A 23,129-nucleotide genomic window follows, 5' to 3' on the forward strand; every position below is an offset into this window, starting at 1 on the left:
GGGGCTTTTTTTAGGGTGTGGAAACGCCCCCCGATTATCTCAGCGCCGGGTTTCGCCGGCTGGAGCGTTCAGGCGGGCCCCGCCGCGCGCATGCCCGCCGCCAGGAACGGGATCATCTCGCGCAGCGCCTTGTCGAATTCGCGGCCGTTGCTCGCACCGTCGGAGATCACTTCGAGCCGGCCGGTGTCGGCCAGCACGTACTGGTAGGTGCCCAGCACGAAGATGAAGCGCCAGGCGACCTGCTCCTGCGAGAGCCCGGGCAGGCTGCGCGCGAAGGCGCGCACGAAGCGACGCGAGGAGTCGTCGTAGAGCGAGCTGCGCAGCTTGCTGCCGAAGCGCGTGCCGTCGAGCTGCAGATGGGCCTGCATGCGCAGGAAGTTGCGGCCCCGCGCGCCGCTGAGCGCGAGGGTCACGGCCGGCGTCAGGAAGATCTCGATCAGGCGCTCGAGCCCGATGGGGCGGCCTTCCTGCAGCGCCTCTTCGGCATCGAGCAGCCGCATGCGTTCGTCCACCAGCGGCTGGCCGCCGCGCATGTAGGTCTCGAGGAAGAGGGCGTCCTTCGACTTGAAGAAGTAATGAATCATCCCCTGGTTGACCTTGGCCAGGTCGGCCACCGCGCGCAGCGAGCAGCCTTCGAATCCGTGCTCCGCGAACAGCCGCTCGGCCGCGCGCAGGATGGCTTCGCGGCCATCGGTCTTGCGAGGTGCGCGAGGCGTCTTGGCGGGCGGTGCTGTGGTGGGTGCGGGCATCGAGGCCGATGGTAACGGTACTTGCAGGGGGAACGATTCCGCGTTTATTATTAGTCAATCGACTAACTAAATGAAAGGGCGGATCGACCGCCGACGGAGACTCGATGACCCTGTCCACTTTCTTGCGCGGCACTGCCGCCGCCTTTTCCCTGGCCGTGCTCGCCGCCGCGCCGGCCTGGTCCCAGTACCCCGAGCGCAGCGTTCGCCTGGTCGTGCCTTACCCCGCGGGCGGCGGCACCGACAACATCGCCCGCCTGCTCGCGGACAAGCTCTCGCAGCGCCTGGGCCAGCCCTTGGTGGTCGACAACCGGGGCGGCGCCAACGGCAACATCGGCGCCGACGCGGTGGCCAAGGCGCGGCCCGACGGCTACACGCTGCTGCTCGCGGGCCTGGGCCCGCTGGCCGTGAACCCGGGGCTGTACGCACGCATGCCCTACGACCCGGCACGCGCGTTCGCGCCCATCGTGCAGGTCTCGTCGGCGCCGCTGGTGCTGGTGGCGGGCCCGGGCGCTCCCGTGGGCGACCTGCGCCAGCTGATGGTCTTCGCGCGCCAGCATCCGGGCCAACTGACCCTGGCCAACGCCGGCGAGGGCTCGCCGCACCACATCTGCGCCGGGCTGTTCGCCCGCGAGGCCGGCGCCAGCGTGACCCATGTGCCGTACAAGGGCGCCGCCCCAGCCATCACTGACCTGCTGGGCGGCAGCGTGCAGGCGCTGTGCGACAACGTGGGCACCATCCGGCCCTTCATCGAGTCGCGCAAGGTGCGGCCGCTGGCCGTCTCCACCCGCGCCCGCACCAGCCTGCTGCCCGAGGTGCCCACCTTCGCCGAGGCCGGCCTGCCGGGCATCGACTTCTCCCTGTGGTTCATGCTGGTGGCGCCGGCCGGCACGCCCGCCGACGTGGTGGCGCGCCTCAATCGCGAGGCGAACGCGATCCTCGCGCAGCCCGAGGTGGCCGCGAAGTTCCGCGAGTTCGCCAACGAGCCCGTGGGCGGCACGGTGGAGGCGGCCGCCGCGCACCTGAAGACTGAAACGCAGCGCTGGCCCGGACTGGTGAAGTCCATCGGCCTGGCGCAGCAGTGAGGCGGGGGCATCCATGCAGCTGATCGACCTGTCCGTCGCCATCGAGAACGACCTGCCGGTGGACCGCCCGGGCAACGGGCCGCGCATCCGCTACCAGCACCACCACGAGACCTTCGCGGCCCTGGCCGGGCCCTTCGCCGGCCTGCGGCCCGAGGACCTGCCCGATGGCGAGGCCTGGGCGGTGGAGCGAATCGACCTGTCCACCCACAACGGCACTCACATGGACGCGCCGTGGCACTACGCCTCGACCATGGACGGCGGCCGGCCCGCGGCCACCATCGACGAGGTGCCGCTGGACTGGTGCCATCGCCCCGGCGTGAAGCTGGACCTGCGCCACCTGCCGCACGGGCATGTCGCCACGGTCGATGACCTGGGCACGGAGCTGAAGCGCATCGGCCACGTGCTGCAGCCGCTGGACATCGTGCTGGTGAACACGGCCGCCGCCGCGCGCTACGGCCAACCCGACTACCTCGACAGCGGCTGCGGCCTGGGCCGCGAGGCCACGCTCTGGCTGACGCAGCAGGGCGTGCGCGTGGTGGGTACCGACGCCTGGTCCTGGGACGCCCCTTTCTCGCACACCGCCCGGCGCTACGCCGCCACCGGAGACGCCTCTCTGATCTGGGAGGGGCACAAGGCCGGCCGCACCACGGGCTACTACCAGATGGAAAAACTGACCAACCTCGACCTCCTGCCCGCCAGCGGCTTCCACGTCATCTGCTTCCCCGTGAAGATCCACAAGGCCTCGGCCGGCTGGGTGCGGGCCGTGGCGGTGCTGCCATGAGCGCAGTAGCGGACGACACCTTGCTCGGGACCTGGTATCTGCGCGAGGCCCATGCCGTGGACCCCCGTGGCGAACGCCTTTTCGACGTCTACGGCGCCCGGCCCTCGGGCGTCATCCACTACGGCGCCGACGGCCGCATGACGGCGCTCATCACGCACGACGGCCGCGCGCGCCTTTCGGGCTCGGACCGGCAGGACGCCACCGACGCCGAGAGCGCAGCGGCGTACCGCTCGTCGATCGGCTATGCCGGGCGCTACGTCCGCGAGGGCGACTGGATCGTGCATCACGTCGACATCTCGAGCTACCCGAACTGGGTCGGGACCCGCCTGCGCCGCGAGGTGCGGCTGGCCGGCGACACGGTCGAGCTGCGCACCGCGCCGCAGCCGCAGGCGGGTGTCGAGACCGTCCTGAAACTGGTCTGGCAACGTGCCCCCATCGGGCTGGATGCCATGCCCGAACCCCTTCGCACACCCACCCCATCGGCCACGTCATGACCAAGCTTTCCCGAAAAGTCATCATCACCTGCGCCGTGACCGGCGCCATCCACACGCCGACCATGTCGGACGCGCTGCCCTACCGACCCGAGGACATTGCCCGCCAGGCCATCGAGGCGGCCGAGGCCGGCGCCGCGGTGCTACACCTGCATGCGCGGCATCCGGAGACGGGCGCGGTCTCCATCGAGCCGGAACGCTTCCAGGCCTTCCTGCCCGCCATCCGTGCCGCCACCGGCGCTGTGGTCAACCTGTCGACCGGCGGCAGCCTCAACCACACGGTGGCCGAACGCATCGCGCCGGCGCTGCGCTTCTCGCCGGAGATGTGCTCGCTCAACATGGGGAGCATGAACTTCTCCATGCATCCGCTCGCGCAGCGCTACAAGCAATGGAAGTTCGACTGGGAGGAGCCCTACCTGCGCGAGTCCGACGGCTACATATTCCGCAACACCTTCCGCGACATCGGCATGGCGGCGCGCGCGCTGGAAACGCATGGCATCAAGTTCGAGCACGAGTGCTACGACGTGGGCCAGCTCTACAACCTGAAGTTCTGCATGGACAGCGGCCTGTTCGAGGCCCCGGTCTTCATCCAGTTCGTGCTCGGCATCCTCGGCGGTATCGGCGCGGACCTCGAGAACCTGGTCTTCATGAAGCGCACCGCCGACAAGCTCTTTGGCACCGGCTACCAATGGTCGGTGCTGGGCGCGGGCGCGAGCCAGATGCAGCTGGCCGTGGCCGCCGCGACGCTGGGCGGCCATGTGCGGGTGGGCCTGGAGGATTCGCTGCAGATCGCGCGCGGCGAGCTGGCGACTTCGAACGCGCAGCAGGTGGCGAAGGTGCGCCGCCTGCTGGAGGAACTGGGCCACGAGATCGCCACGCCCGACGAGGCGCGCGCCATGCTGGCACTCAAGGGCGCCGACCGGGTCGCCTTCTGATCCCGGCCGCGCGGCCGATGGCTACTGGGCCGCGGCCCGCGCCTGCGCGATCCAGCCGTCGAACAGCGATTGGTGCGCGCGGATCCAGCCATCGGCATGCCGCTCCACGTCCTGCTGACTGTTGGCGCCTTCGCTCATGCGCAGGTTCTGCGCGTTGATGTCGCCGATCGGCACGTTCATGACCTCGAACAGCTTTGCTGCGGCCGGGTTCTTCTCGGCGAACTCGCGGTTAGCAACGATGCGTTCCTGGTTGGCAAGGAAGCCGTAGTTCTTGCCGTTGGGCTGGCGCGTGTCCACGTTCTCGCCACTCTGCGACGCCGAGAACGGCACCTGCAGCCACACCACGTCGGCGCCGGGTCGCAGCACGGCGCTGACCCAGTAGGGCGTCCAGGTGTAGTAGAGGATCGGCTTGTCCTGCCTGAAGCGCGCGATGGTGTCGGCCATCAGCGCGGCATAGCTGCCCTGGCGGTGCGTCACGGTGTCGCGCAGGCCGTAGGCGCCCAGGTGGTTCTCGATCGCGAGCTCGCAGCCCCAGCCGGGGTTGCAGCCCGTGAGGTCGGCCTTGCCGTCGCCGTCGGTGTCGAACAGCTTCGCGATCGCCGGCTCCTTGAGCTGCGCGATGTTGGTGATGTGGTACTGCTCGGCGGTCTTGCGGTCGATCAGGTAGCCCTGCACCGCACCGTCGGCGTAGACGCCCTGGCGCCACAGCTTCGCGTCGCCGCCGCTGTTCTTGTAGAAATCGGCGTGCAGCAGGCTCCAGTGGTTGGCCATGAAGGTGGCGTCGCCGTTGGCGATCGCCAGGTGCTCGGTCGCGGGCTCCAGGTCCTTCATCGGCTCGACCGTGTAGCCGAGCTTCTCGAGCGCGCGCATCACGAGCAGGGTCTGGAAGGCCTCTTCGGCCAGCGAGCTCTTGAGCGGCTTGACGACGATGCCCTGGCCGGGCAGGTCGGTGGCGGCGTGCGCCGGCAGGGTGAAGGTCGCCGCGGCCGCGAAGGCCAGGGCCAGCAGCCCGAGGCCGCGCGCGATGGGATTCATGGATGTCTTCATGCGTCGTGTTCCTCCTGAAGCTTCAGCGGGTCTGGGTCGAAAGGGCCGGCACGGCTTCTTCCGCGCCGCGCGATGCGCCCGGCGCCACCGCGCGCTGCAGCATGCGCAGCGCCAGGCCCACGGGGCCGCCATGCCACCAGCGCTGGCCGCCGCGGCGCGGCCGGCCCATGGCCTGCGTCAGCCGGTCGAGCGAGATCGCGAGCAGCACGATGCCCAGGCCGCCGACGGTGGCCAGGCCCATGTCGAGCCGGCCGATGCCGCGCAGCACCATCTGTCCCAGGCCGCCCACGGCGATCATCGAAGCGATGACGACCATCGACAGCGACAGCATCAGCGCCTGGTTGATGCCGGCCATGATCGAGGGCATGGCCAGCGGCAGCTTCACCTTCACCAGCATCTGCCAGGGCGAAGCGCCGTAGGCGCGCGCGGCCTCGATCAGGTCGGGCCGCACCTGGCGCAGGCCCAGGTTGGTCAGGCGCACCAGCGGCGCCAGCGCGAACACGATGGTCACGATCACGCCCGGCACATTGCCGATGCCGAACAGCATCACCACCGGCACCAGGTAGACGAAGGCCGGCGTGGTCTGCATCGCGTCGAGCACCGGGCGCATGACACGCTGGGCGCGGTCGCTGCTGGCCAGCAGCACGCCCAGCGGCAGGCCGACCAGCATGCAGAAGACCAGCGAGGTCAGCACCAGCGACAGCGTGACCATGGCCTCGGGCCAGATGCCCAGCATCGCGACCAGCAGCAGCGCGACGGTGCTGCCGATGGCCAGCGCGCGGCCCGCGAACTGCCAGGCCAGCAGGCCGATCAGCGCGATCATCGCGAGCGTCGGCAGGCCGGTCAGCAGGCTCTGCACCGAGTTCAGGGTGCTGTCGATCGGCAGCCGCACGGTCTGGAAGAAGGGGCGGAAATGCTCGACCACCCAGCCCAGGCCCTGGTTGATCCAGGACTCGACCGGCAGCGAGCCGTCCCAGAGGCGGTGCAGCTGGAAGCCGGCGGCGTCGGCCTGGCCGGCGAGCTGGTGCGCGGCGTCGGGCGGCACGGGCGCGTCGAGCCAGGCGCTGGTGGCCGCGGGATCGGGCGCGGCCGACAGGGCTTCCCAGGGATCGAGCGCGACGGGCGCCGGCGCGGGCTGCTGCGCCAGCGCGGCGGCGGCATCGTTGGCGGTGGCGAGTTCGGAGGGCAAGGTGGTGTCGTTCATCTCGGCGGTTCCTTCGAAATCGGGTTCAGGCCAGGACATGGGCCGGGGCGGCGCTCGCGGCGGGGGCGGGCGGCAGCGCGGGATCGATCGGCGGCGTGTCGCGATCGAGGAACTTCAGCAGCGTGGTCTTGCTGATCGCGCCGCAGAAGCGTCCGTCGGCCGCCACCACCGGCACCGCGCAGGGCGCCTGGCCCACCTGGCCGATCAATCCGGCCACGGGCGCGTCGGCCTCGATCGTGCCGAGGTCGGCGAGGAAGGCATGGCGCAGGCCCAGCGGTCCCGAATGGCCGTCGAGCGCGGCGCGCAGCGTGTCGGCCGAGACCGTGCCGAGGTAGCGCCGGTCGGGGCTGGTCACGTAGGCGAAATCGCGGTCCTGGTCCTCGAGCAGCTTGAGCGCCGCGCGGGCGCCGCGCTCGGGGTGCTCGCAGACCACGGTGAGGGGCTTGCGCGCGATGTCGGCGGCCTTGAACACGGCCGCCGCGTCCACGCCGCGCACGAAGCTGCGCACGTAGTCGTTGGCCGGGCAGCGCAGGATCTCGTCGGGCGTGCCGACCTGGATCACCTGGCCGTCCTTCATGATCGCGATGCGGTCGCCGATGCGCATCGCCTCGTCGAGGTCGTGCGAGATGAAGACGATGGTGCGGCGCTGCTGCTGTTGCAGGCGCAGCAGCTCGGACTGCATCTCGGTGCGGATGATCGGGTCGAGCGCCGAGAAGGCCTCGTCCATCAGCAGGATCGAGGGATCGGAGGCCAGCGCGCGCGCCAGGCCCACGCGCTGCTGCATGCCGCCCGAGAGCTCGTCGGGATAGCTGTCGCCCCAGCCCGCCAGCCCCACCTGCGCGAGCGCGAGGTCGGCCTGCGCCAGGCGCTCCTTCTTGCCGGTGCCCGACAGCTCGAGCCCGAAGGCCGTGTTCTCGCGCACCGTCATGTGCGGCATCAGCGCGAAGGACTGGAACACCATGCTGATGTCCTTGCGGCGCAGCGCGCGCAGCCTGGCGTCGGAGTGTTCGTTGATGTCGGCGCCGTCGATCACGATGCGGCCCGCGGTCGGCTCGATCAACCGGTTCAGCAGCCGCACCAGCGTCGACTTGCCCGAGCCCGACAGGCCCATGATCACGAAGATCTCGCCGGCCTGGATCTCGAAGGTGGCATCGAACACGCCGATCGACTGGCCGGTCTTCGCGAGGATCTCCTTCTTCGACAGACCTTGGCGCACCAGCGCCAGCGCGTCGTCGGGCGCGTCGCCGAAGACCTTGAAGACGTGGTCGATGAGAATTCCTTTGGCCATATGCCGGGCTCCTTGTGCGAAGGTTGGACGGGCGCCGTTCCGCCTGGAGGCGGGACGGCAGCGGCCACGCCATCAGCCGATGGCTGCCGGAAGGCACTGAGGACGACGTGGCGACGAAACCAGTGCCCGCCGGATGCTTCGCTCGCAGGGCGACGGGCCTGGTCGAGGGGCGCCGCCTGGAGAAGCCTGACGTGGCAGTGGGGCCGGAACTATCCGGCCGGTGTGCCGGGCAGGGCCCGGCGGGAGAACCTGCACCGCGACGGGATTCGAAGATCCGCGAGTAGTGCCGGTGGGAGCCGCAGCGTCATCCCGTAATGGGTTTTGTAAATGACTTGCAGGTCCGCGAAAGACGATGATTATAACTTTTTGACATGAAGCGTGTCAATCCGCCGCCTGCGAACGGCTGTAGTCTGGAACGCAATGGCCGCGTCAGATGAGAGCCATTCTTATCCGGCGATACTCGGGGCCGCGTCCGGCGAGCGGGCGCACCCATATCCAAGACTGCGGAGCTTTTCTCATGACGACTTCCCCCAAGACCCGTGCCGAGCGCGACACCTTCGGACCGATCGACGTGCCGGCCGACAAGCTGTGGGGCGCGCAGACGCAGCGCTCGCTGCAGAACTTCGACATCTCGGGCGAGCAGCAGCCGCGCGAGATCATCAAGGCCCTGGCCCAGGTCAAGCGCGCATCGGCCGTGGTCAACCACGCGCTGGGCCTGCAGGACGAGAAGAAGACCCACGCGATCGTCGCCGCGGCCGACGAGGTCATCGCCGGCAAGCACCCGGGCGAGTTCCCGCTGGTGGTCTGGCAGACCGGCTCGGGCACGCAGACCAACATGAACGTCAACGAGGTGCTGGCCAACCGCGCGAGCGAACTGCTGGGCGGCGAGCGCGGCGAGGGCCGCCTGGTGCATCCCAACGACGACGTGAACCGCAGCCAGTCGAGCAACGACGTGTTCCCGACCGCGATGCACGTGGCGGCCGTCGAGGCCATCACGCACAAGCTGCTGCCCGCCATTGCCAAGCTGCGCGGCACGCTCGAGCAGAAGTCCAAGGACTTCGCCGACATCGTGAAGATCGGCCGCACCCACCTGCAGGACGCCACGCCGCTCACCCTGGGCCAGGAGTTCTCGGGCTACGTGGCGCAACTCGCGCACGGCGAGGCGCACGTGCGCGCCGCGCTGCCGCACCTGAGCGAACTGGCGCTGGGCGGCACGGCCGTGGGCACCGGCCTCAACGCACCCAAGGGCTATGCCGAGCAGGTGGCGGCCGAGCTCGCGAAGCTCACCGGCCTGCCGTTCGTGACCGCGCCGAACAAGTTCGAGGCCATGGCCAGCGTCGATGCGCTGGTGCACGCCCACGGCGCGCTGAAGACGCTCGCCGCCAGCATGAACAAGATCGCCAACGACGTGCGCTGGCTCGCGAGCGGCCCGCGCAGCGGCATCGGCGAACTGAGCATTCCCGAGAACGAGCCGGGCTCGTCGATCATGCCGGGCAAGGTCAACCCGACCCAGAGCGAGGCCGTCACGATGCTGGCCGCGCAGGTGTTCGGCAACGACGTCGCCATCAACATCGGCGGCGCCTCGGGCAACTTCGAGCTCAACGTGTTCCGCCCGATGGTGGCCCACAACTTCCTGCAGAGCGTGCGCCTGCTGGCCGACGGCATGGTGAGCTTCAACGACCACTGCGCCGTGGGCATCGAGCCGAACCGCGAGCGCATCACCGAGCTGGTGCAGCGCTCGCTGATGCTGGTGACCGCGCTCAACACGCACATCGGCTACGACAAGTCGGCCTACATCGCGAAGAAGGCGCACAAGGAAGGCACCAGCCTGCGCGAGGCCGCGATCGCCTCGGGCCACCTCACGGCCGAGCAGTTCGACCAGTGGGTGGTGCCCGAGAACATGACGGGCCGCTGAGGCGAGCCTGCCCCATGCAAAAAGGACCCGCGAGGGTCCTTTTTTCGTTGGCGAGGGGCTTGCTCAGTAGCCTATCGTGTAGCGCTGGCGCGAATGCGCCGGCTTCTCGAGCTCGTCGATGAAGGCGATCGCGTAGTCCTCGAACGTGATCCAGCTGCGGCCCTCGGCGCTGACCAGCAGGTCGTCCTGGCCGAGGCGGAACTTGCCGGTGCGTTCGCCTTCGACGAATTCGGCCGAGGGCGAGAGGAAGGTCCAGTCGAGTTCCTTCTCGGCGCGCAGCGCCTCGAGGAACACGCCGCCGGCCGAAGCCTCGGCCTTGTAGGCCTCGGGGAAATTCGGCGTCTCGATGACCTTGAGGCCCGGTGCCGCGAACAGGCTGCCGGCGCCGCCGACCACCAGCAGGCGCTTCACGCCCGCGCGCCTGGCGGGTTCGATGATGGCCGCGGGCGGCACGGTCGCGAAATGGGCGGCGCTGAACACGGCGTCGTGGCCGGCCAGGGCCTTCTCGAGCGCGGCGCCGTCGAGCACGTCGAGGTCGACGGCCTTGACGTTGGCGCGATCGGAAAGCTTCGCGCTGGCATGGCGCGCGATGGCCGTGACCGTGTGGCCGCGGCGCAGCGCTTCTTCGAGGAGGCGGCCGCCGGCGCGACCGGTGGCGCCGATGATGGCGATGTGGCTCATGGAGGACTCCTTGGAACGAGCGATGGAAAGAGGGCGATGAGGCTCATCTTAGGTTTCTCATTTCGAAAGAAATACCTCGAAATTCGCGCTTCTTTATTCCTAAAATCGTTCGAATGGATCGTCTCAACGCAATGCGGGTCTTCGTGACCGTGGTCGACGCGGGCAGCCTCTCGGCCGCCGCCGACCTGCTCGACATGTCGCGCCCCGTGGTCACGCGCTACGTGGCCGAGCTCGAGCAATGGACTGGCGCGCGCCTCCTGCACCGCACCACCCGGCGCCTGAGCCTCACGGCCGCGGGCGAGGAGCTGCTGCCGCGCTGCCGCCAGCTGCTGGAGCTCGCGGGCGACATGCAGGCCGCGGTGCGCCATCCGGCCGAGGCGCCGCGCGGGCAGTTGCGCATCACCACCGGCACCTCGTTCGCGCAGGCGCAACTGGCCGACGCGATCGCCGACTACGTGCGGCTCTATCCGGGCGTGATGGTCGACCTGGTGCTGCTCGACCGCACCGTGAACCTGGTCGACGAGCGCATCGACCTCGCGATCCGCACCGCGGCCGAGATCGATCCCAACCTGATCGCGCGCCGGCTCACGGACTGCCGCTCGGTGGTCTGCGCCTCGCCGGCCTACCTGGCCGAGCACGGCACGCCGCAGCGCGTGGACGAACTCGCGCAGCGTAACTGCCTCACGCATTCCTACTTCGGCCACAGCCTCTGGAGCTTCACGCGCAAGAGCGACGGCGCGCCGGTGTCGGTGGCCGTGGACGGCAACGTGTCGGCCAACGACGCGGCCAGCCTGATGGGCCTGGCGCGCGCGGGCGCGGGCATCGCGATGCTGCCGACCTACCTGACGGCGCAGCTCGTGCACGGCGGGGAGCTGGTGCCGCTGTTCCCCGATTTCGAGCCGCAGGTGGTGGGCATGTACGCGGTCTACACCTCGCGCAAGCACATGCCGGCCACCCTGCGCACCATGCTCGATTTCCTGGCGCGGCGCTTCACCGAGGTGCCGGCCTGGGACCTGCCGCTGGCGGCCTGAGTTTCAGTGGTCAGCCGGAGGATGCGCCATCAGCCGGTCGGTGTAGGCGATGGCCATGGCCGAGAACAGGAAGGCGATGTGGATCACCGTCTGCGCGATCAGCACCTTGTCGGTGTAGTTGTCGGCGTTGATGAAGGTCTTGAGCAGGTGGATCGAGCTGATGCCGATGATGGCGGTGGCCAGCTTGACCTTGAGCACCGAGGCGTTCACGTGGCTCAGCCACTCGGGCTGGTCGCGGTGGCCTTCGAGGTCCATGCGGCTCACGAAGGTCTCGTAGCCGCCCACGATCACCATGATCAGCAGGTTCGAGATCATCACCACGTCGATCAGCGCCAGCACCACCAGCATGATCACCGTCTCGTTGAGCGCGGCCACCGGCGCGGTGGTCTTGTAGCCGATGCTGTTGACCAGCGCCTGCAGCGCGGTCTGGCTGCCGAAGGCGGCCTCGACCAGGTGCAGCAGCTCGACCAGGAAATGCACCACGTAGACCGCCTGCGCCACGATCAGCCCCAGGTACAGCGGCAGCTGGAGCCAGCGGCTCGCGAAGATCAGCCGTGGCAGCGGGCGCAACGGCGAGGTGCGGGGGTGAAGGGGCATGTTCCGGGTTTCGAATGGGTGGTGTGATGACATCGAGGGGGCGTGTGTGACGGGGAGCGAGATTCTAGGGGTGTCCCGGTGACGCACTCGTGATAACCCCGGGCTCTAACATCGGGGGTCTGTCAGCAGCACGCCAGTTTGGCGTCAGTGGCCCGTAAGTGGTCGCGCCGACATTACGGCCGCAATTCATCCAGGAGACACGAGACATGAGCAGCGCATCGAAGAACATTGAATCCGTCCTGGTCGAGAACCGCGTGTTCCCGCCCGATGCCCGCGCCACGCAAGGCGCCCGCATTTCCGGCATGGCCGCTTACGAGGCCCTGTGCAAGGAAGCGGAGGAAGACTTCGAAGGCTTCTGGAGCCGCCAGGCCACGACCCACCTGCAGTGGACGAAGCCCTTCAGCAGGATCCTCGACGAATCGAACGCGCCGTTCTACCAATGGTTCGGCGACGGCGAACTCAACGCCAGCGCCAACTGCCTCGACCGCCACATCGGCACGCCGGTCGAGAACAAGACCGCCATCGTCTTCGAGGCCGACGACGGCACCGTCACGAAGGTCAGCTACAAGGAGCTGCTCGCGCGCGTGAGCCAGTTCGCCAATGCGCTCAAGGCGCAGGGCATCAAGAAGGGCGACCGCGTCATCGTCTACATGCCGATGACGGTCGAGGGCGTGATCGCGATGCAGGCCTGCGCGCGCATCGGCGCCACCCACAGCGTGGTGTTCGGCGGCTTCTCGGCCAAGGCGCTGCAGGAACGCATCATCGACGCCGGCGCGGTCGCGGTCATCACCGCCAACTTCCAGCTGCGCGGCGGCAAGGAGCTGCCGCTCAAGGCCATCGTCGACGACGGCATCGCGCTCGGCGGCTGCGAGTCGATCAAGACCGTGTTCGTCTACGAACGCACGGCCTCGGCCTGGAACCGCGTGGAAGGCCGCGACAAGACCTTCGCCGAGGCGCTGGCCGGCCAGAGCAGCGAGTGCGCGCCCGAGCCGGTGAATGCCGAGCACCCGCTCTTCATCCTCTACACCTCGGGCTCCACCGGCAAGCCCAAGGGCGTGCAGCACGCCACCGGCGGCTACCTGCTGTGGGCCAAGATGACGATGGACTGGACCTTCGACATCCGCCCCGAGGACGTGTTCTGGTGCACCGCCGACATCGGCTGGATCACGGGCCACACCTACGTCGCCTACGGCCCGCTCGCGGCTGGCGCCACGCAGGTGGTGTTCGAGGGCGTTCCCACCTTCCCGCACGCGGGGCGCTTCTGGCAGATGATCGAGAAGCACAAGGTCAGCGTGTTCTACACCGCGCCCACCGCGATCCGCTCGCTGATCAAGGCGGCCGAGGGCGACGAGAAGGTGCATCCGAAGAACTGGGATCTCACGAGCCTGCGCATCCTCGGCTCGGTCGGCGAGCCGATCAATCCCGAGGCCTGGATGTGGTACCACCGCAATATCGGCGGCGAGCGCTGCCCGATCGTCGATACCTTCTGGCAGACCGAGACCGGCGGCCACGTGATCACGCCGCTGCCGGGCGCCACGCCGCTGGTGCCGGGCTCGTGCACCTTGCCGCTGCCGGGCATCATGGCCGCGATCGTGGACGAGACCGGCAAGGACCTGCCCAACGGCGCGGGCGGCATGCTGGTGATCAAGCGGCCCTGGCCCTCGATGATCCGCACCATCTGGAACGACCCCGAGCGCTTCAAGAAGAGCTACTTCCCCGAGGAGATGGGCGGCACGATCTATCTGGCCGGCGACGGTGCGGTGCGCAGTGCGGACCGCGGCTACTTCCGGATCACGGGCCGCATCGACGACGTGCTCAATGTGTCGGGCCACCGGCTGGGCACGATGGAGATCGAGTCGGCGCTGGTGTCCAAGACCGACCTCGTGGCCGAGGCCGCGGTGGTGGGGCGTCCCGACGACGTGACGGGCGAGGCGGTGTGCGCCTTCGTGGTGCTCAAGCGCGCGCGCCCGACTGGCGAGGAAGCCAAGCAGATCGCCACCGAGTTGCGCAACTGGGTGGCCAAGGAGATCGGTCCGATCGCCAAGCCCAAGGACATCCGCTTCGGCGACAACCTGCCCAAGACGCGCAGCGGCAAGATCATGCGGCGGCTGCTGCGCAGCATCGCCAAGGGCGAGGCGATCACGCAGGACACGTCCACGCTCGAGAACCCGGCGATCCTGGAGCAGTTGTCGCAGACGAACTGATCAACACGGCATTCCTGCTGTAGGACAGGGGCGTCTGTGCCGGGCCGAGGGCCGGGCAGGCCCCTTCGCTGAGGTAAAACCGCTGGCACCACCGCGCGCCTCGAAGCGCGCGGGTTCCCAACGTGTTCGATCTTTCCGAAGGAGGCCCCCATGGGCGTGAGATCCGCTTTCCTGTTCGTCATCGTGCTGCTGATCGCGGCGCTGGCCGCGCTCAACTGGGGCACGCTGTCCACGCCCACCGACGTGTGGCTGGGCTTCATGACCGTCTCGGCGCCGCTGGGGCTGATCATGCTGGGGCTCACCGTGGTGCTGGCGGCCTTCTTCCTGGTCTACGTGCTGTACCTGCACAGCGCGGTGCTGCTCGACACCAAGCGCCACACCAAGGAGATGCAGGTGCAGCGCGACCTCGCCGACAAGGCCGAGGCCTCGCGCTTCACCGAGCTGCGCAACTTCCTGCAGGCGCAGGAGAACCAGCACATGGCGCAGAACGCAGAGCGCCAGACGGCGCTGCTGGCGCGCATCGACCAGCTCGAGTCCGCGGTGCGGCTGCGTTCGGACCAGTCCGACAACACGCTGGCCGCGCACATCGGCCAGCTCGAGGACCGCATCGAGCGCCGGCCCTCGCTGCCCGCGGACATCGAGCCGCGGATCTGAGGGGGCCGCCTTATTTCGTCGACAGGATCCAGGCCGCGAGCTTCTTCGCGTCGGCTTCGCTGACCTGGTTGTTGGCCGGCATGGGTACCGGGCCCCACACGCCCGAGCCGCCCTTGATGATCTTGCCGGCCAGCATGTCGGCCGCGCCCGCGTTGTCCTTGTACTTGGCCGCCACGTCCTTGAACGAGGGGCCGAGCACCTTGCGCTCGACCGCATGGCAGCTCATGCAGTTCTTCGAGGTGGCCAGCGCCAGGTCGGCGAAGGCGGGGGCTGCCAGGCCGAGGGCCAGGGTCGCGAACAGCAGGGCTCTTTTCATGGGGATCGGATTCTCTGTTTGTGTAAGGGCTGAGTTACATTCGATGGCTCAACGCGATGATGATTGTAGGGAGCGCCGGCCACCGGCGCGCGACCGCATCGCGCGATACGACCCGGAGGATTCGCGATGTGGTTTCTGGTGCTGGGCATCCTGGGCGTGGCCCTCAAATACTTCGAAGTCGGCCCGGTCGGCACCTGGAGCTGGTGGATCGTGCTGATTCCTTTCGCGCTCGCCGTGGCCTGGTGGGCCTGGGCCGATGCCTCGGGCTACACCAAGCGCAAGGTGGTCGAGCGCGAGGACGCGCGCCGCCAGGCGCGCATCGACCGGCAGAAGGCCAACATGGGCCTGAAGACCGGCACCGGATCGCGCCCACGCCGCTGAGTCCTGTGCGCTGACGGGCCCGCCGCGGCCCGCGTGTGAAACTCCTCCGACACGCCGCGCGGACCGCGGCGCTTCACAGGGAGGATCGAGGATGTCCACGCGCCTTTCATCGAACGGGCTTGCGCCCGTGCTGCGCATCGCCATGGGCTTGCTGATCGTGCTGGCCATGGGCACAGCCGGCTGGCTGCATCGCTCGCCATGGATCGTGCTGCTGGCGACGCCGTTGTTCACCGTGCTCTACGCGCTCGGCAAGTGGAATGCCTGGACCTTGGCCTGGCGGCTCGGCGGCGCACAGCGGATCGCGCTGTCGGCGCTCGTGACGCTGCCGATCCAGGCGGTGCTCGCGGGCGTGTTCTATCTGTTGGGGCTGGGCCTGAGCATGCTGCTGGCGCCGGCCGCGACCATCGCCGCGTTCTCGGGCGCCGATGCGCAGTGGGCTGCGGCGCTGTTCGTGCTGGCAGTCGCCGTGAGCGCAGCGATCATCCGGCTCGAGGCCGCGGCGCCCGAGCCCGTGGCTGCCACGCCATCGCCCGTATCACCCGCAGCGGAGACCGAGCCCGAACTCGACATCGACCCAACGGCGCTGAATCACGACACCTTCTTCGAGTCCCCCGGCTACTGGCGCACCAATGCCGCGCGCGAAGCGCTCGCGCAGCGCGGCACGCCGGTCGAGAAGCCGCCGTTCGCGGCCAGCGAAGCCATGATCGAAGCCGCCGAGGCGCGGCTGGGCTTTCGACTGCCCGACACGCTGCGCGCGCTCTATGGGCGCATGAACGGCGGCTACGTGGGCTGGCTCTACGTGCCGCTGAAGCGCGACGCGGGGCCGTTCCACGACGACTGGCGCGGTGCCTTCTCCATCGACTATTCGAGCCTCGCGACGCTGGCCGAGCTGCGCACCGTGGCCGAGCACTACGAGGACTTCACGCACGATCCCGAGGACGTGCCGGCCGGCGCCGACAAGCTGGTGGTGCTGCAGGCCCGCTACGGCGACATGACCCTGCTCGACTACACGCGCGCGCCGCAGGCGCGGGTGCTGATCGCGGACTTCGATCGCCAGCCCGGCGTGGAGCCGGTCGACATCGCCTTCGAGAGCTTCGACCATTTCTTCGCGGCGCTGCGGCGCGTGCGTCCGGAGCGCGGCGTGGCGCGAACGGTCGCGCGCGATCTCGGCCCGCCGCTGGGCGAGGCACCGGAGCAATGGCGCGCCTCGATGTTCTGGGGCGAGGCACAGCCTCATTTCTTCCATCTCAACGCGGCGCAGCGCAAGGACGGTTCCGGCCCGCAACTGGTGGCCGACGATGCGCTGGTCGCGCAGACCGAGGCGCGGCTGGGCCTGCGGCTGCCACGCGCGCTCGTGGCGCTGTGGCGCGTGAAGAACGGCGGCGGCGTCTCGTGCCGCTGGGTCGACATCGCCGACGGCGACGGCCAGCCGTACAACGAGGTCCTGCGCTACCTGATGCCGATGGAGTACCTCGCGACGCTGGCCGAGCTGTCGGACCGCATCGTGTTCCCGCCCGGCGAAACGCCGTGGAAGCAAGGCTTCGACGCGCCGCGGCGCCTCCTGGTGCTCGAGGCCGACCACGGCAGGGTGGTCATGCTCGACTATCGCGGCAGCGGCGCACAGGCCCCGGCCGTGCTGGTCGTGGACGACCTGGACCGCGGTCCACCGCGCGAGCTGCTGCGCTTCGACAGCGTCGATGCGTTGCTGACGCGCCTGCGCCCGAGGGCCATCGGCTACGAGGACGTCGCGAAGCCGTGGCAGCCGCCGGCCGCCACGGCCTGAGCGCCGGGCTTCAGAACTTGTCGAGCACCGCGCCCGAGCTCGCGCTCGAGGCATTGAACGCGAACTTGGCCTGCACGCCGCGCGTGTAGCGCGGGGCCGGGGCCTTCCAGCCTTCGCGGCGCTTGGCGATCTCGGCCTCGGGCACGTTGAGCTCGAGCTTGAGCGCGTGCGCATCGATGGTGATCGAGTCGCCCTCGTGGACGAAGGCGATGGTGCCGCCGGCCGCCGCTTCGGGCGCCACGTGGCCCACCACCATGCCCCAGGTGCCGCCCGAGAAGCGGCCGTCGGTGATCAGGCCCACGCTCTCGCCGAGGCCCGCGCCGATCAGCGCACCGGTGGGCGCGAGCATCTCGGGCATGCCCGGGCCGCCCTTGGGGCCAAGGTAGCGCAGCACCATCACGTCGCCGGCCACGATCTTGCCGTCGAGGATGGCCTTGAGCGCCGACTGCTCGTCGTCGAACACGCGCGCCGGGCCGGTGATGACCGGGTTCTTGAGGCCGGTGATCTTGGCGACCGCGCCTTCGGGCGACAGGTTGCCCTTGAGGATCGCCAGGTGGCCTTCGTCGTACATCGGCTTGTCGATCGGGCGGATCACGTCCTGGTCGGCGCGCGGCACGTCGGGCACGTCCTTGAGCACTTCGGCGATGGTCTGGCCGCTGATGGTGATGCAGTCGCCGTGCAGCAGGCCGGCGTTGAGCAGCACCTTCATGACCTGCGGAATGCCGCCGGCCTGGTGCAGGTCGACCGCGAGGTACTTGCCCGAGGGCTTCAGGTCGCAGATCACCGGCACCTTCTTGCGCATGCGCTCGAAGTCGTCGATGGTCCATTCCACGCCGGCCGCGTGCGCGATCGCAAGGAAGTGCAGCACCGCGTTGGTCGAGCCGCCCGTGGCCATGATCACGGCCACCGCGTTCTCGATCGCCTTCTTGGTCACGATGTCGCGCGGCTTCAGGTCCTTCTTGATCGCCTCGATCAGCACCTTGGCCGATTCCTTGGCCGAGTTGGCCTTCTCGTCGTGCGGGTTCGCCATGGTCGACGAGTAGGGCAGCGAGATGCCGAGGGCCTCGAAGGCGCTGGACATGGTGTTGGCCGTGTACATGCCGCCGCACGAGCCCGTGCCGGGAATGGCGCGCTTCTCGATCTCGAGCAGGTCCTCGTCGCTCATGTTGCCGGCGGCGTTCTGGCCCACGGCCTCGAACACGCTCACGATGTTGAGGTCCTGGCCCTTGTAGCGGCCCGGCAGGATGGTGCCGCCGTAGACGTAGATGGCGGGCACGTTGGCGCGCAGCATGCCCATCAGGCCGCCGGGCATGTTCTTGTCGCAGCCGCCGACCACCAGCACGCCGTCCATCCACTGGCCGCCGACGCAGGTCTCGATGCAGTCCGAGATCACCTCGCGGCTCACCAGCGAGTACTTCATGCCTTCGGTGCCCATGGCCATGCCGTCAGAGATGGTGGGGGTGCCGAACACCTGCGCGTTGCCGCCGGCTTCCTCGATGCCCGCGATGGCCGCGTCGGCCAGCTTCTGCAGGCCCGAGTTGCAGGGCGTGATGGTGCTGTGGCCGTTGGCGACGCCGACCATCGGCTTCTTGAAGTCGCCTTCCTCGTAGCCCATCGCGTAGAACATCGAACGGTTGGGCGCGCGGCTCTTGCCTTCGACGATGTTGGCGCTGCGGCGATTGATCTGGATTGGCTTGGTGTCCATGGTGGGTGTCTCTTCGATCGTGGGGAGGGAAAACCGGGGAGCGCCAAGTATCGGACTTCTGATTGATTGCTTCCAATCCATTTTGAGAGGCTGATTAATATGATTGGCATATGAATGAAAGCCTGATCGACCTGCGGGCCTGGCGCCAGTTCGTGGCCGTGGCCGAGGAGCTGCATTTCGGCCGCGCCGCGCGGCGCCTGCACATGACCCAGCCGCCGGTCACGCAGGCCATCGCCCAGCTCGAGAAGACCCTGGGCGTGGTGCTGTTCGACCGCACGCGGCGCCGGGTGGCGCTCACGCCGGCCGGCGAGGCGCTGCTGCCCGACGTGCGCGAACTGCTGGCGCGGGCCCAGGCGCTGCCGGCGCGCGCCCGCGCGGCCGCGGCCGGGCAGGTGGGGCGGGTGCGCATCGCCTTCGTCTCGACCGTGGGCTTCGAGCAGTTGCCCGACTGGGTGCGCGAGTTCCGCGTGCTCTGCCCCGAGGTGGCGCTCGAGCTGGTCGAGGCCACGGGCGACGTGCAGCTCGAGGCCTTCGCCCGCGGCGAGATCGATGCCGGCCTGATGCTGCATTCGCCGGGCGCCGCGCCGCCGGGGCTGGCGCGGCTGGCGGTGTCGCAGGAGCCGCTGGTGCTGGCCCTGCCGCAGCGGCACGCGCTCGCGAGCGCCGAGAAGCTGCCGCTGGCCGAGGTGCTGGCCGAGCCGCTGGTGATCTTCCCGCGCCGCATCGTGCCTTCGCTGCACGACGCGGTCTTCGCGCTCTACCACGCGGCCGGGCGCGTGCCGCAGCTGGCGCAGGAGGCGATCCAGATGCAGACCATCGTCAACCTGGTCTCGGGCGGCATCGGCGTGGCCTGGGTGCCCGAGAGCGTCACGCAGTTCCGGCGCGCGGGCGTGGTCTACCGGGGCGCCGGCGAGTTCGCGCCCGCGGGCCGGCGCCGCGCCGCGTCGGCGCTGCCGCGCTGCGAAACCAGCCTGGTGTGGCCGGCGGAGGCCGCCAACCCGGCGCTCGAGCGCTTCATCGCGTTCGTGCGGGAGCGCCAGCCGGCGGCCGCGCGCGGCGCGGCGTAGCGGCGGAAGAGGGCGGCGGCCCGTCGAGCGCGGCGGCCAGCAGCGTCTCGAGCCAGCCCGCGAAGGCCTGCAGGCGCCGCGACAGGTTGCGCCGGTGCGGGTACACGAGGTGCACCGGCAGCGGCTCGGCGCGCGCGTCGGGCATCAGCTCCACCAGTTCGCCGGCCGCAAGGTGCGTTCGCACGTCGTACAGCGGGATCTGGATCAGCCCCAGGCCCGCGAGCGCGCAGGCGATGTAGGTCTCGGCGTTGTTGGCCGTCACCTGGCTGCGCATGCGCAGCGAGGCGGTCTCGCCGTCTCGCTGCCATTCCCAGGGCGCCGCGCGGCCGCTGGTCGGCGAGGCGTAGTTCACCGCCAGGTGCTGCGGCAGCTCGGCCGGCGCGCGCGGCGTGCCGTGCCGCTCGAGGTAGGCCGGGCTCGCGCAGTTGACCAGCGTGAAGTGCCCGAGCGGCCGCGCCACCAGGCTGCTGCTGGCCAGCGGCCCCACGCGCAGCGCGCAGTCCACGCCCTCGTGCACCAGGTCGACCGCGCGGTCGCTCGAGCCGAGTTCGAGCTCGAGCGCCGGATAGCGCGCGAAGAAATCGGGCAGCGCGGGCGCGATCAACAGCCGCGCGATGCGGCTGGGCACGTCGACCTTGAGCCGCCCGCCCACGCTGCCGTGCGCGGGCAGGAACTGCTGCTCGAGGTCGTCCATGTCGGCCACCAGCGCGCGGGCGCGCTCGAGCAGCACCTCGCCGTCGGGCGTGAGGCCCACGCGCCGCGTGGTGCGGTGGAGCAGCCGCGAGCCCAGCCGCGCCTCGAGCTGCTGCACCGCGGTCGAGATGGTGGCGCGCGGCAGGCCGAGGCGGTCGGCGGCGCGCGTGAAGCTGCCGGACTCGGCCACGCGCAGGAAGACCTGGAGGAGGTCGATGCGGTCCATGAGAAGGGCGCCGGGCGGAAAGGGATTGTTCGGGGATTTCCGAACAGTCTAGCCTCGAATTGCCTATTTATCGGCCGTCTGACGATCAATACACTGCCCCCGTGTCACACATCAATGGCTTTCAACCCAGGAGATCCCCATGTCCGCACGCACACTGAAGAACAAGGTCGCCGTCATCGCCGGCGGCGGCAAGAACCTCGGCGCGCTCGTCGCCCAGCAACTGGTCGACGGGGGCGTGCGCGGCGTCGCCATCCACTACAACAGCGACAGCTCGCGCGCCGATGCCGAGAAGACCGCCGCCGCCCTCAAGGCCAAGGGCGCCGACACCCTGCTGGTGCAGGGCGACCTCGCGGTCGTCGAGAACAACGTCAAGCTGTTCGACCAGGCCGTCAAGCAGTTCGGCCAGGTCGACATCGCGATCAACACCGCGGGCGTGGTCATCAAGAAGCCGATCCTCGAGGTCACCGAAGCCGACTACGACAAGAGCTTCGACGCCAATGCCAAGGCCGCCTTCTTCTTCATCCAGCAGGCCGGCCGCACGCTGGCCGAGGGCGGCAGCATCGTCACGATCGTGAGCTCGCTGCTCGCGGCCTACACGCCGTTCTATGCGATCTACCCGGGCTCGAAGGCCGCGGTGGAGCACTACACGCGCGCCGCCTCCAAGGAGTTCGGCGAGCGCGGCATCTCGGTCAACGCGATCGGCCCGGGCCCGATGGATACGCCCTTCTTCTACGGCCAGGAGAGCAAGGAAGCGGTGGACTACCACAGCAGCGCCGCCGCGCTCAGCAAGTTCTCGAAGAAGGGCCTGACCGACATCGAGGACATCGCGCCCATCGTGCGCTTCCTGGTCACCGAGGGCTGGTGGATCACCGGCCAGACCATCTTCGCCAACGGCGGCTACACCACGCGCTGACGCATCGCGCCGAGAAGCGATGCACACGCTCATCGTGATGGGCAGCGGCTTCGTGCTGCTGGCCTTCTTCCTGCTGGCCGGCCGCGTGCTCGGCGGCGGCGGCGACGCGGCCCTGGGCACGGCCGCGCTCTGGTTCGTGCCGGCCTGGTTCGTCGGCGCCGGCATCAACATGGCGGTGGGGGTGATCGAGGCCGGCTACAGCGTGGCCGAGGAGCTGCCGATCTTCCTGCTGGTGTTCGCCGTGCCGGCCGCCGTCGCCGGCATCGTTTGGTGGAAGTTCGGGCGCTGAGGCCCGCGCCCCCGGATGCCCCCACGCCCCCGGCCGCGTCATGCGGCGCGGGCACAATCCGCGGATGCTCATGTATCCGCAGATCAATCCCATCGCCCTGCAGCTCGGGCCGATCGCCATCCACTGGTACGGCCTGACCTACCTGGCGGCCTTCGCGCTGTTCTACTTCCTCGGCACGCTGCGGCTCAAGCACGAGCCCTACCGCAGCCTCGTGGGCGCCGGGGCCTGGCAGCGCAAGGACATCGAGGACATCCTGTTCCTCGGCGTGGTCGGCGTCATCGTCGGCGGCCGGCTCGGCTACTGCCTGTTCTACCGGCCCGAGTTCTACCTGTTCAATCCGCTCGAGATCTTCAAGGTCTGGGAAGGCGGCATGAGCTTCCACGGCGGCATGCTCGGCGTGATCGCGGCCATGGTCTGGTTCGCGCGTTCGCGCGCGCGGCCGTTCTGGCAGGTGATGGACTTCGTCGCGCCCTGCGTGCCGACCGGGCTCGCGGCGGGCCGCGTGGGCAACTTCATCAACGGCGAACTCTGGGGCCGCTTCAGCAGCCCCGACCTGCCCTGGGGCATGGTGTTCCCGCAGAGCGGCTCGATGCTGCCGCGCCATCCCTCGCAGGTCTACCAGTTCCTGCTCGAGGGGCTGCTGCTGTTCGTGCTGCTGTGGCTCTACGCGCGCAAGCCGCGCAAGCAGGCCCAGGTGTCGGCCTTCTTCCTCGTGGGCTACGGCATCTTCCGCTTCATCGCCGAATTCTTCCGCGAGCCCGACAAGATCTTTGCCCACCCGGGCAACGAGCTGGGCCTGCGCGCGCTCGACCTGAGCCAGGGCCAGTGGCTCTGCGTGCCGATGATCCTGGGCGGCATCGCGCTGTGGGTCTGGGCCTCGCGCCGCGAGCAGGCCGTGCCGGTCGCGAGCAAGGCCTGACGCCGGGCAGGTAGGCGGGGAGGGCGGGGCACCGCCCCGTCCTGCGCCTCCTAGATCTCCTGCGTGCCGCACCGCCGGCCACGCAACCTATCGTCTGACCAGGGTAAGTCCGGAGCCCCGCGTTTCACGCGCGGCCCTTGCGCTGCCTCGCATCCGGGCTCAGAATTACGCGTAATTA

At 69.3% G+C, this 23,129-nt stretch carries 23 protein-coding genes; 14 read left to right on the forward strand and 9 right to left on the reverse strand.

All coding sequences use genetic code 11. The features are described from left to right. Positions 1 to 68: 68 nt before the first annotated feature. Positions 69 to 749 carry a TetR/AcrR family transcriptional regulator gene (locus ACEN9J_RS03620; RefSeq protein ID WP_057597723.1) on the reverse strand — a complete coding sequence of 227 codons (681 nt, stop codon included), beginning with the start codon at positions 747 to 749 and terminating at the stop codon, positions 69 to 71. A 104-nt stretch (positions 750 to 853) separates the two neighbouring features. Between ACEN9J_RS03620 and ACEN9J_RS03625 the strand changes: the two genes are divergently transcribed. The 4 genes from ACEN9J_RS03625 to ACEN9J_RS03640 are packed head-to-tail and all read left to right on the forward strand — an operon-like array spanning position 854 to position 4,038. Next, a complete protein-coding gene (locus ACEN9J_RS03625) occupies positions 854 to 1,831 on the forward strand; it encodes a Bug family tripartite tricarboxylate transporter substrate binding protein (RefSeq protein ID WP_413763358.1) in 978 nt (325 codons plus the stop codon). A 13-nt stretch (positions 1,832 to 1,844) separates the two neighbouring features. Further along, the gene (locus ACEN9J_RS03630) at positions 1,845 to 2,612 is read left to right on the forward strand and encodes a cyclase family protein (protein ID WP_057597725.1); all 768 of its coding nucleotides are present in this window, start codon (positions 1,845 to 1,847) and stop codon (positions 2,610 to 2,612) included. Beyond that, positions 2,609 to 3,106: a lipocalin-like domain-containing protein gene (locus ACEN9J_RS03635; RefSeq protein ID WP_413763359.1), complete on the forward strand. Its 498-nt coding sequence runs from the start codon at positions 2,609 to 2,611 to the stop codon at positions 3,104 to 3,106. Before ACEN9J_RS03630 ends, ACEN9J_RS03635 begins: the two co-directional genes overlap by 4 nt. Next, positions 3,103 to 4,038, forward strand: a complete 936-nt coding sequence (locus ACEN9J_RS03640) for a 3-keto-5-aminohexanoate cleavage protein (protein ID WP_413763360.1) — start codon at positions 3,103 to 3,105, stop codon at positions 4,036 to 4,038. Before ACEN9J_RS03635 ends, ACEN9J_RS03640 begins: the two co-directional genes overlap by 4 nt. A 21-nt stretch (positions 4,039 to 4,059) precedes the next feature. Here ACEN9J_RS03640 and proX read toward each other — a convergent pair whose 3' ends face one another. The 3 genes from proX to proV are packed head-to-tail and all read right to left on the reverse strand — an operon-like array spanning position 4,060 to position 7,577. Beyond that, the gene (proX, locus tag ACEN9J_RS03645; RefSeq protein ID WP_057597728.1) at positions 4,060 to 5,085 is read right to left on the reverse strand and encodes a glycine betaine/L-proline ABC transporter substrate-binding protein ProX; all 1,026 of its coding nucleotides are present in this window, start codon (positions 5,083 to 5,085) and stop codon (positions 4,060 to 4,062) included. 22 nt (positions 5,086 to 5,107) lie between these two features. Beyond that, positions 5,108 to 6,289: a glycine betaine/L-proline ABC transporter permease ProW gene (gene proW / locus ACEN9J_RS03650; protein ID WP_057599066.1), complete on the reverse strand. Its 1,182-nt coding sequence runs from the start codon at positions 6,287 to 6,289 to the stop codon at positions 5,108 to 5,110. A gap of 25 nt (positions 6,290 to 6,314) precedes the next feature. Then, positions 6,315 to 7,577 carry a glycine betaine/L-proline ABC transporter ATP-binding protein ProV gene (proV, locus tag ACEN9J_RS03655; RefSeq protein ID WP_057599067.1) on the reverse strand — a complete coding sequence of 421 codons (1,263 nt, stop codon included), beginning with the start codon at positions 7,575 to 7,577 and terminating at the stop codon, positions 6,315 to 6,317. 517 nt (positions 7,578 to 8,094) lie between these two features. Here proV and fumC point away from each other — a divergent pair. Then, a complete protein-coding gene (fumC, locus tag ACEN9J_RS03660) occupies positions 8,095 to 9,492 on the forward strand; it encodes a class II fumarate hydratase (protein ID WP_057594537.1) in 1,398 nt (465 codons plus the stop codon). A gap of 63 nt (positions 9,493 to 9,555) precedes the next feature. Here the strand turns inward: fumC and ACEN9J_RS03665 are convergent, their stop codons facing one another. Next, entirely contained in the window at positions 9,556 to 10,173 is a 618-nt protein-coding gene (locus tag ACEN9J_RS03665; protein ID WP_057594538.1) for an NAD(P)-dependent oxidoreductase, read from the reverse strand. A gap of 113 nt (positions 10,174 to 10,286) precedes the next feature. Between ACEN9J_RS03665 and ACEN9J_RS03670 the strand changes: the two genes are divergently transcribed. Beyond that, positions 10,287 to 11,204 carry a LysR family transcriptional regulator gene (locus tag ACEN9J_RS03670; RefSeq protein WP_057594539.1) on the forward strand — a complete coding sequence of 306 codons (918 nt, stop codon included), beginning with the start codon at positions 10,287 to 10,289 and terminating at the stop codon, positions 11,202 to 11,204. 3 nt (positions 11,205 to 11,207) lie between these two features. Here the strand turns inward: ACEN9J_RS03670 and ACEN9J_RS03675 are convergent, their stop codons facing one another. Beyond that, a complete protein-coding gene (locus tag ACEN9J_RS03675; RefSeq protein ID WP_413763361.1) occupies positions 11,208 to 11,834 on the reverse strand; it encodes a YqhA family protein in 627 nt (208 codons plus the stop codon). A 173-nt stretch (positions 11,835 to 12,007) separates the two neighbouring features. Between ACEN9J_RS03675 and acs the strand changes: the two genes are divergently transcribed. Next, positions 12,008 to 14,005, forward strand: coding sequence for an acetate--CoA ligase (acs, locus tag ACEN9J_RS03680; protein ID WP_413763362.1), 1,998 nt, complete (start codon positions 12,008 to 12,010; stop codon positions 14,003 to 14,005). Positions 14,006 to 14,155: 150 nt separating this feature from the next. Further along, on the forward strand, positions 14,156 to 14,659 hold the full coding sequence (locus ACEN9J_RS03685; RefSeq protein ID WP_057594542.1) for a hypothetical protein: 504 nt from the start codon (positions 14,156 to 14,158) through the stop codon (positions 14,657 to 14,659). Positions 14,660 to 14,669: 10 nt separating this feature from the next. Here ACEN9J_RS03685 and ACEN9J_RS03690 read toward each other — a convergent pair whose 3' ends face one another. Beyond that, positions 14,670 to 14,975, reverse strand: coding sequence for a c-type cytochrome (locus ACEN9J_RS03690; protein WP_057594543.1), 306 nt, complete (start codon positions 14,973 to 14,975; stop codon positions 14,670 to 14,672). Between the two features lie 126 nt (positions 14,976 to 15,101). Between ACEN9J_RS03690 and ACEN9J_RS03695 the strand changes: the two genes are divergently transcribed. After that, a complete protein-coding gene (locus ACEN9J_RS03695; protein ID WP_057594544.1) occupies positions 15,102 to 15,356 on the forward strand; it encodes a TIGR04438 family Trp-rich protein in 255 nt (84 codons plus the stop codon). A 91-nt stretch (positions 15,357 to 15,447) separates the two neighbouring features. Continuing rightward, positions 15,448 to 17,139, forward strand: a complete 1,692-nt coding sequence (locus ACEN9J_RS03700) for an SMI1/KNR4 family protein (protein ID WP_413763363.1) — start codon at positions 15,448 to 15,450, stop codon at positions 17,137 to 17,139. A gap of 10 nt (positions 17,140 to 17,149) precedes the next feature. On the opposite strand, the gene ilvD is transcribed toward ACEN9J_RS03700, so the two are convergent. After that, positions 17,150 to 18,844, reverse strand: a complete 1,695-nt coding sequence (gene ilvD, locus ACEN9J_RS03705) for a dihydroxy-acid dehydratase (RefSeq protein ID WP_057594546.1) — start codon at positions 18,842 to 18,844, stop codon at positions 17,150 to 17,152. A 110-nt stretch (positions 18,845 to 18,954) separates the two neighbouring features. Here ilvD and ACEN9J_RS03710 point away from each other — a divergent pair, with 110 nt between their 5' ends. After that, positions 18,955 to 19,911 (forward strand): LysR family transcriptional regulator, encoded by a 957-nt coding sequence (locus ACEN9J_RS03710; protein WP_057594547.1) that lies wholly within the window; start codon positions 18,955 to 18,957, stop codon positions 19,909 to 19,911. Here ACEN9J_RS03710 and ACEN9J_RS03715 read toward each other — a convergent pair. Beyond that, positions 19,859 to 20,830 carry a LysR substrate-binding domain-containing protein gene (locus ACEN9J_RS03715; protein ID WP_413763364.1) on the reverse strand — a complete coding sequence of 324 codons (972 nt, stop codon included), beginning with the start codon at positions 20,828 to 20,830 and terminating at the stop codon, positions 19,859 to 19,861. The two genes, ACEN9J_RS03710 and ACEN9J_RS03715, sit on opposite strands and share 53 nt — an antisense overlap. 139 nt (positions 20,831 to 20,969) lie before the next feature. Here ACEN9J_RS03715 and ACEN9J_RS03720 point away from each other — a divergent pair, with 139 nt between their 5' ends. The 3 genes from ACEN9J_RS03720 (at position 20,970) to lgt (ending at position 22,951) form a co-directional block, all read left to right on the forward strand. Beyond that, positions 20,970 to 21,743 carry an SDR family oxidoreductase gene (locus tag ACEN9J_RS03720; RefSeq protein ID WP_413763365.1) on the forward strand — a complete coding sequence of 258 codons (774 nt, stop codon included), beginning with the start codon at positions 20,970 to 20,972 and terminating at the stop codon, positions 21,741 to 21,743. A gap of 19 nt (positions 21,744 to 21,762) precedes the next feature. Next, a complete protein-coding gene (locus ACEN9J_RS03725; protein ID WP_057594550.1) occupies positions 21,763 to 22,032 on the forward strand; it encodes a hypothetical protein in 270 nt (89 codons plus the stop codon). A 64-nt stretch (positions 22,033 to 22,096) separates the two neighbouring features. Next, positions 22,097 to 22,951: a prolipoprotein diacylglyceryl transferase gene (gene lgt, locus ACEN9J_RS03730; protein WP_057594551.1), complete on the forward strand. Its 855-nt coding sequence runs from the start codon at positions 22,097 to 22,099 to the stop codon at positions 22,949 to 22,951. Positions 22,952 to 23,129: the final 178 nt, after the last annotated feature.

This window comes from Variovorax sp. Varisp41, assembly GCF_047325085.1.
Taxonomy (GTDB): domain Bacteria; phylum Pseudomonadota; class Gammaproteobacteria; order Burkholderiales; family Burkholderiaceae_C; genus Variovorax.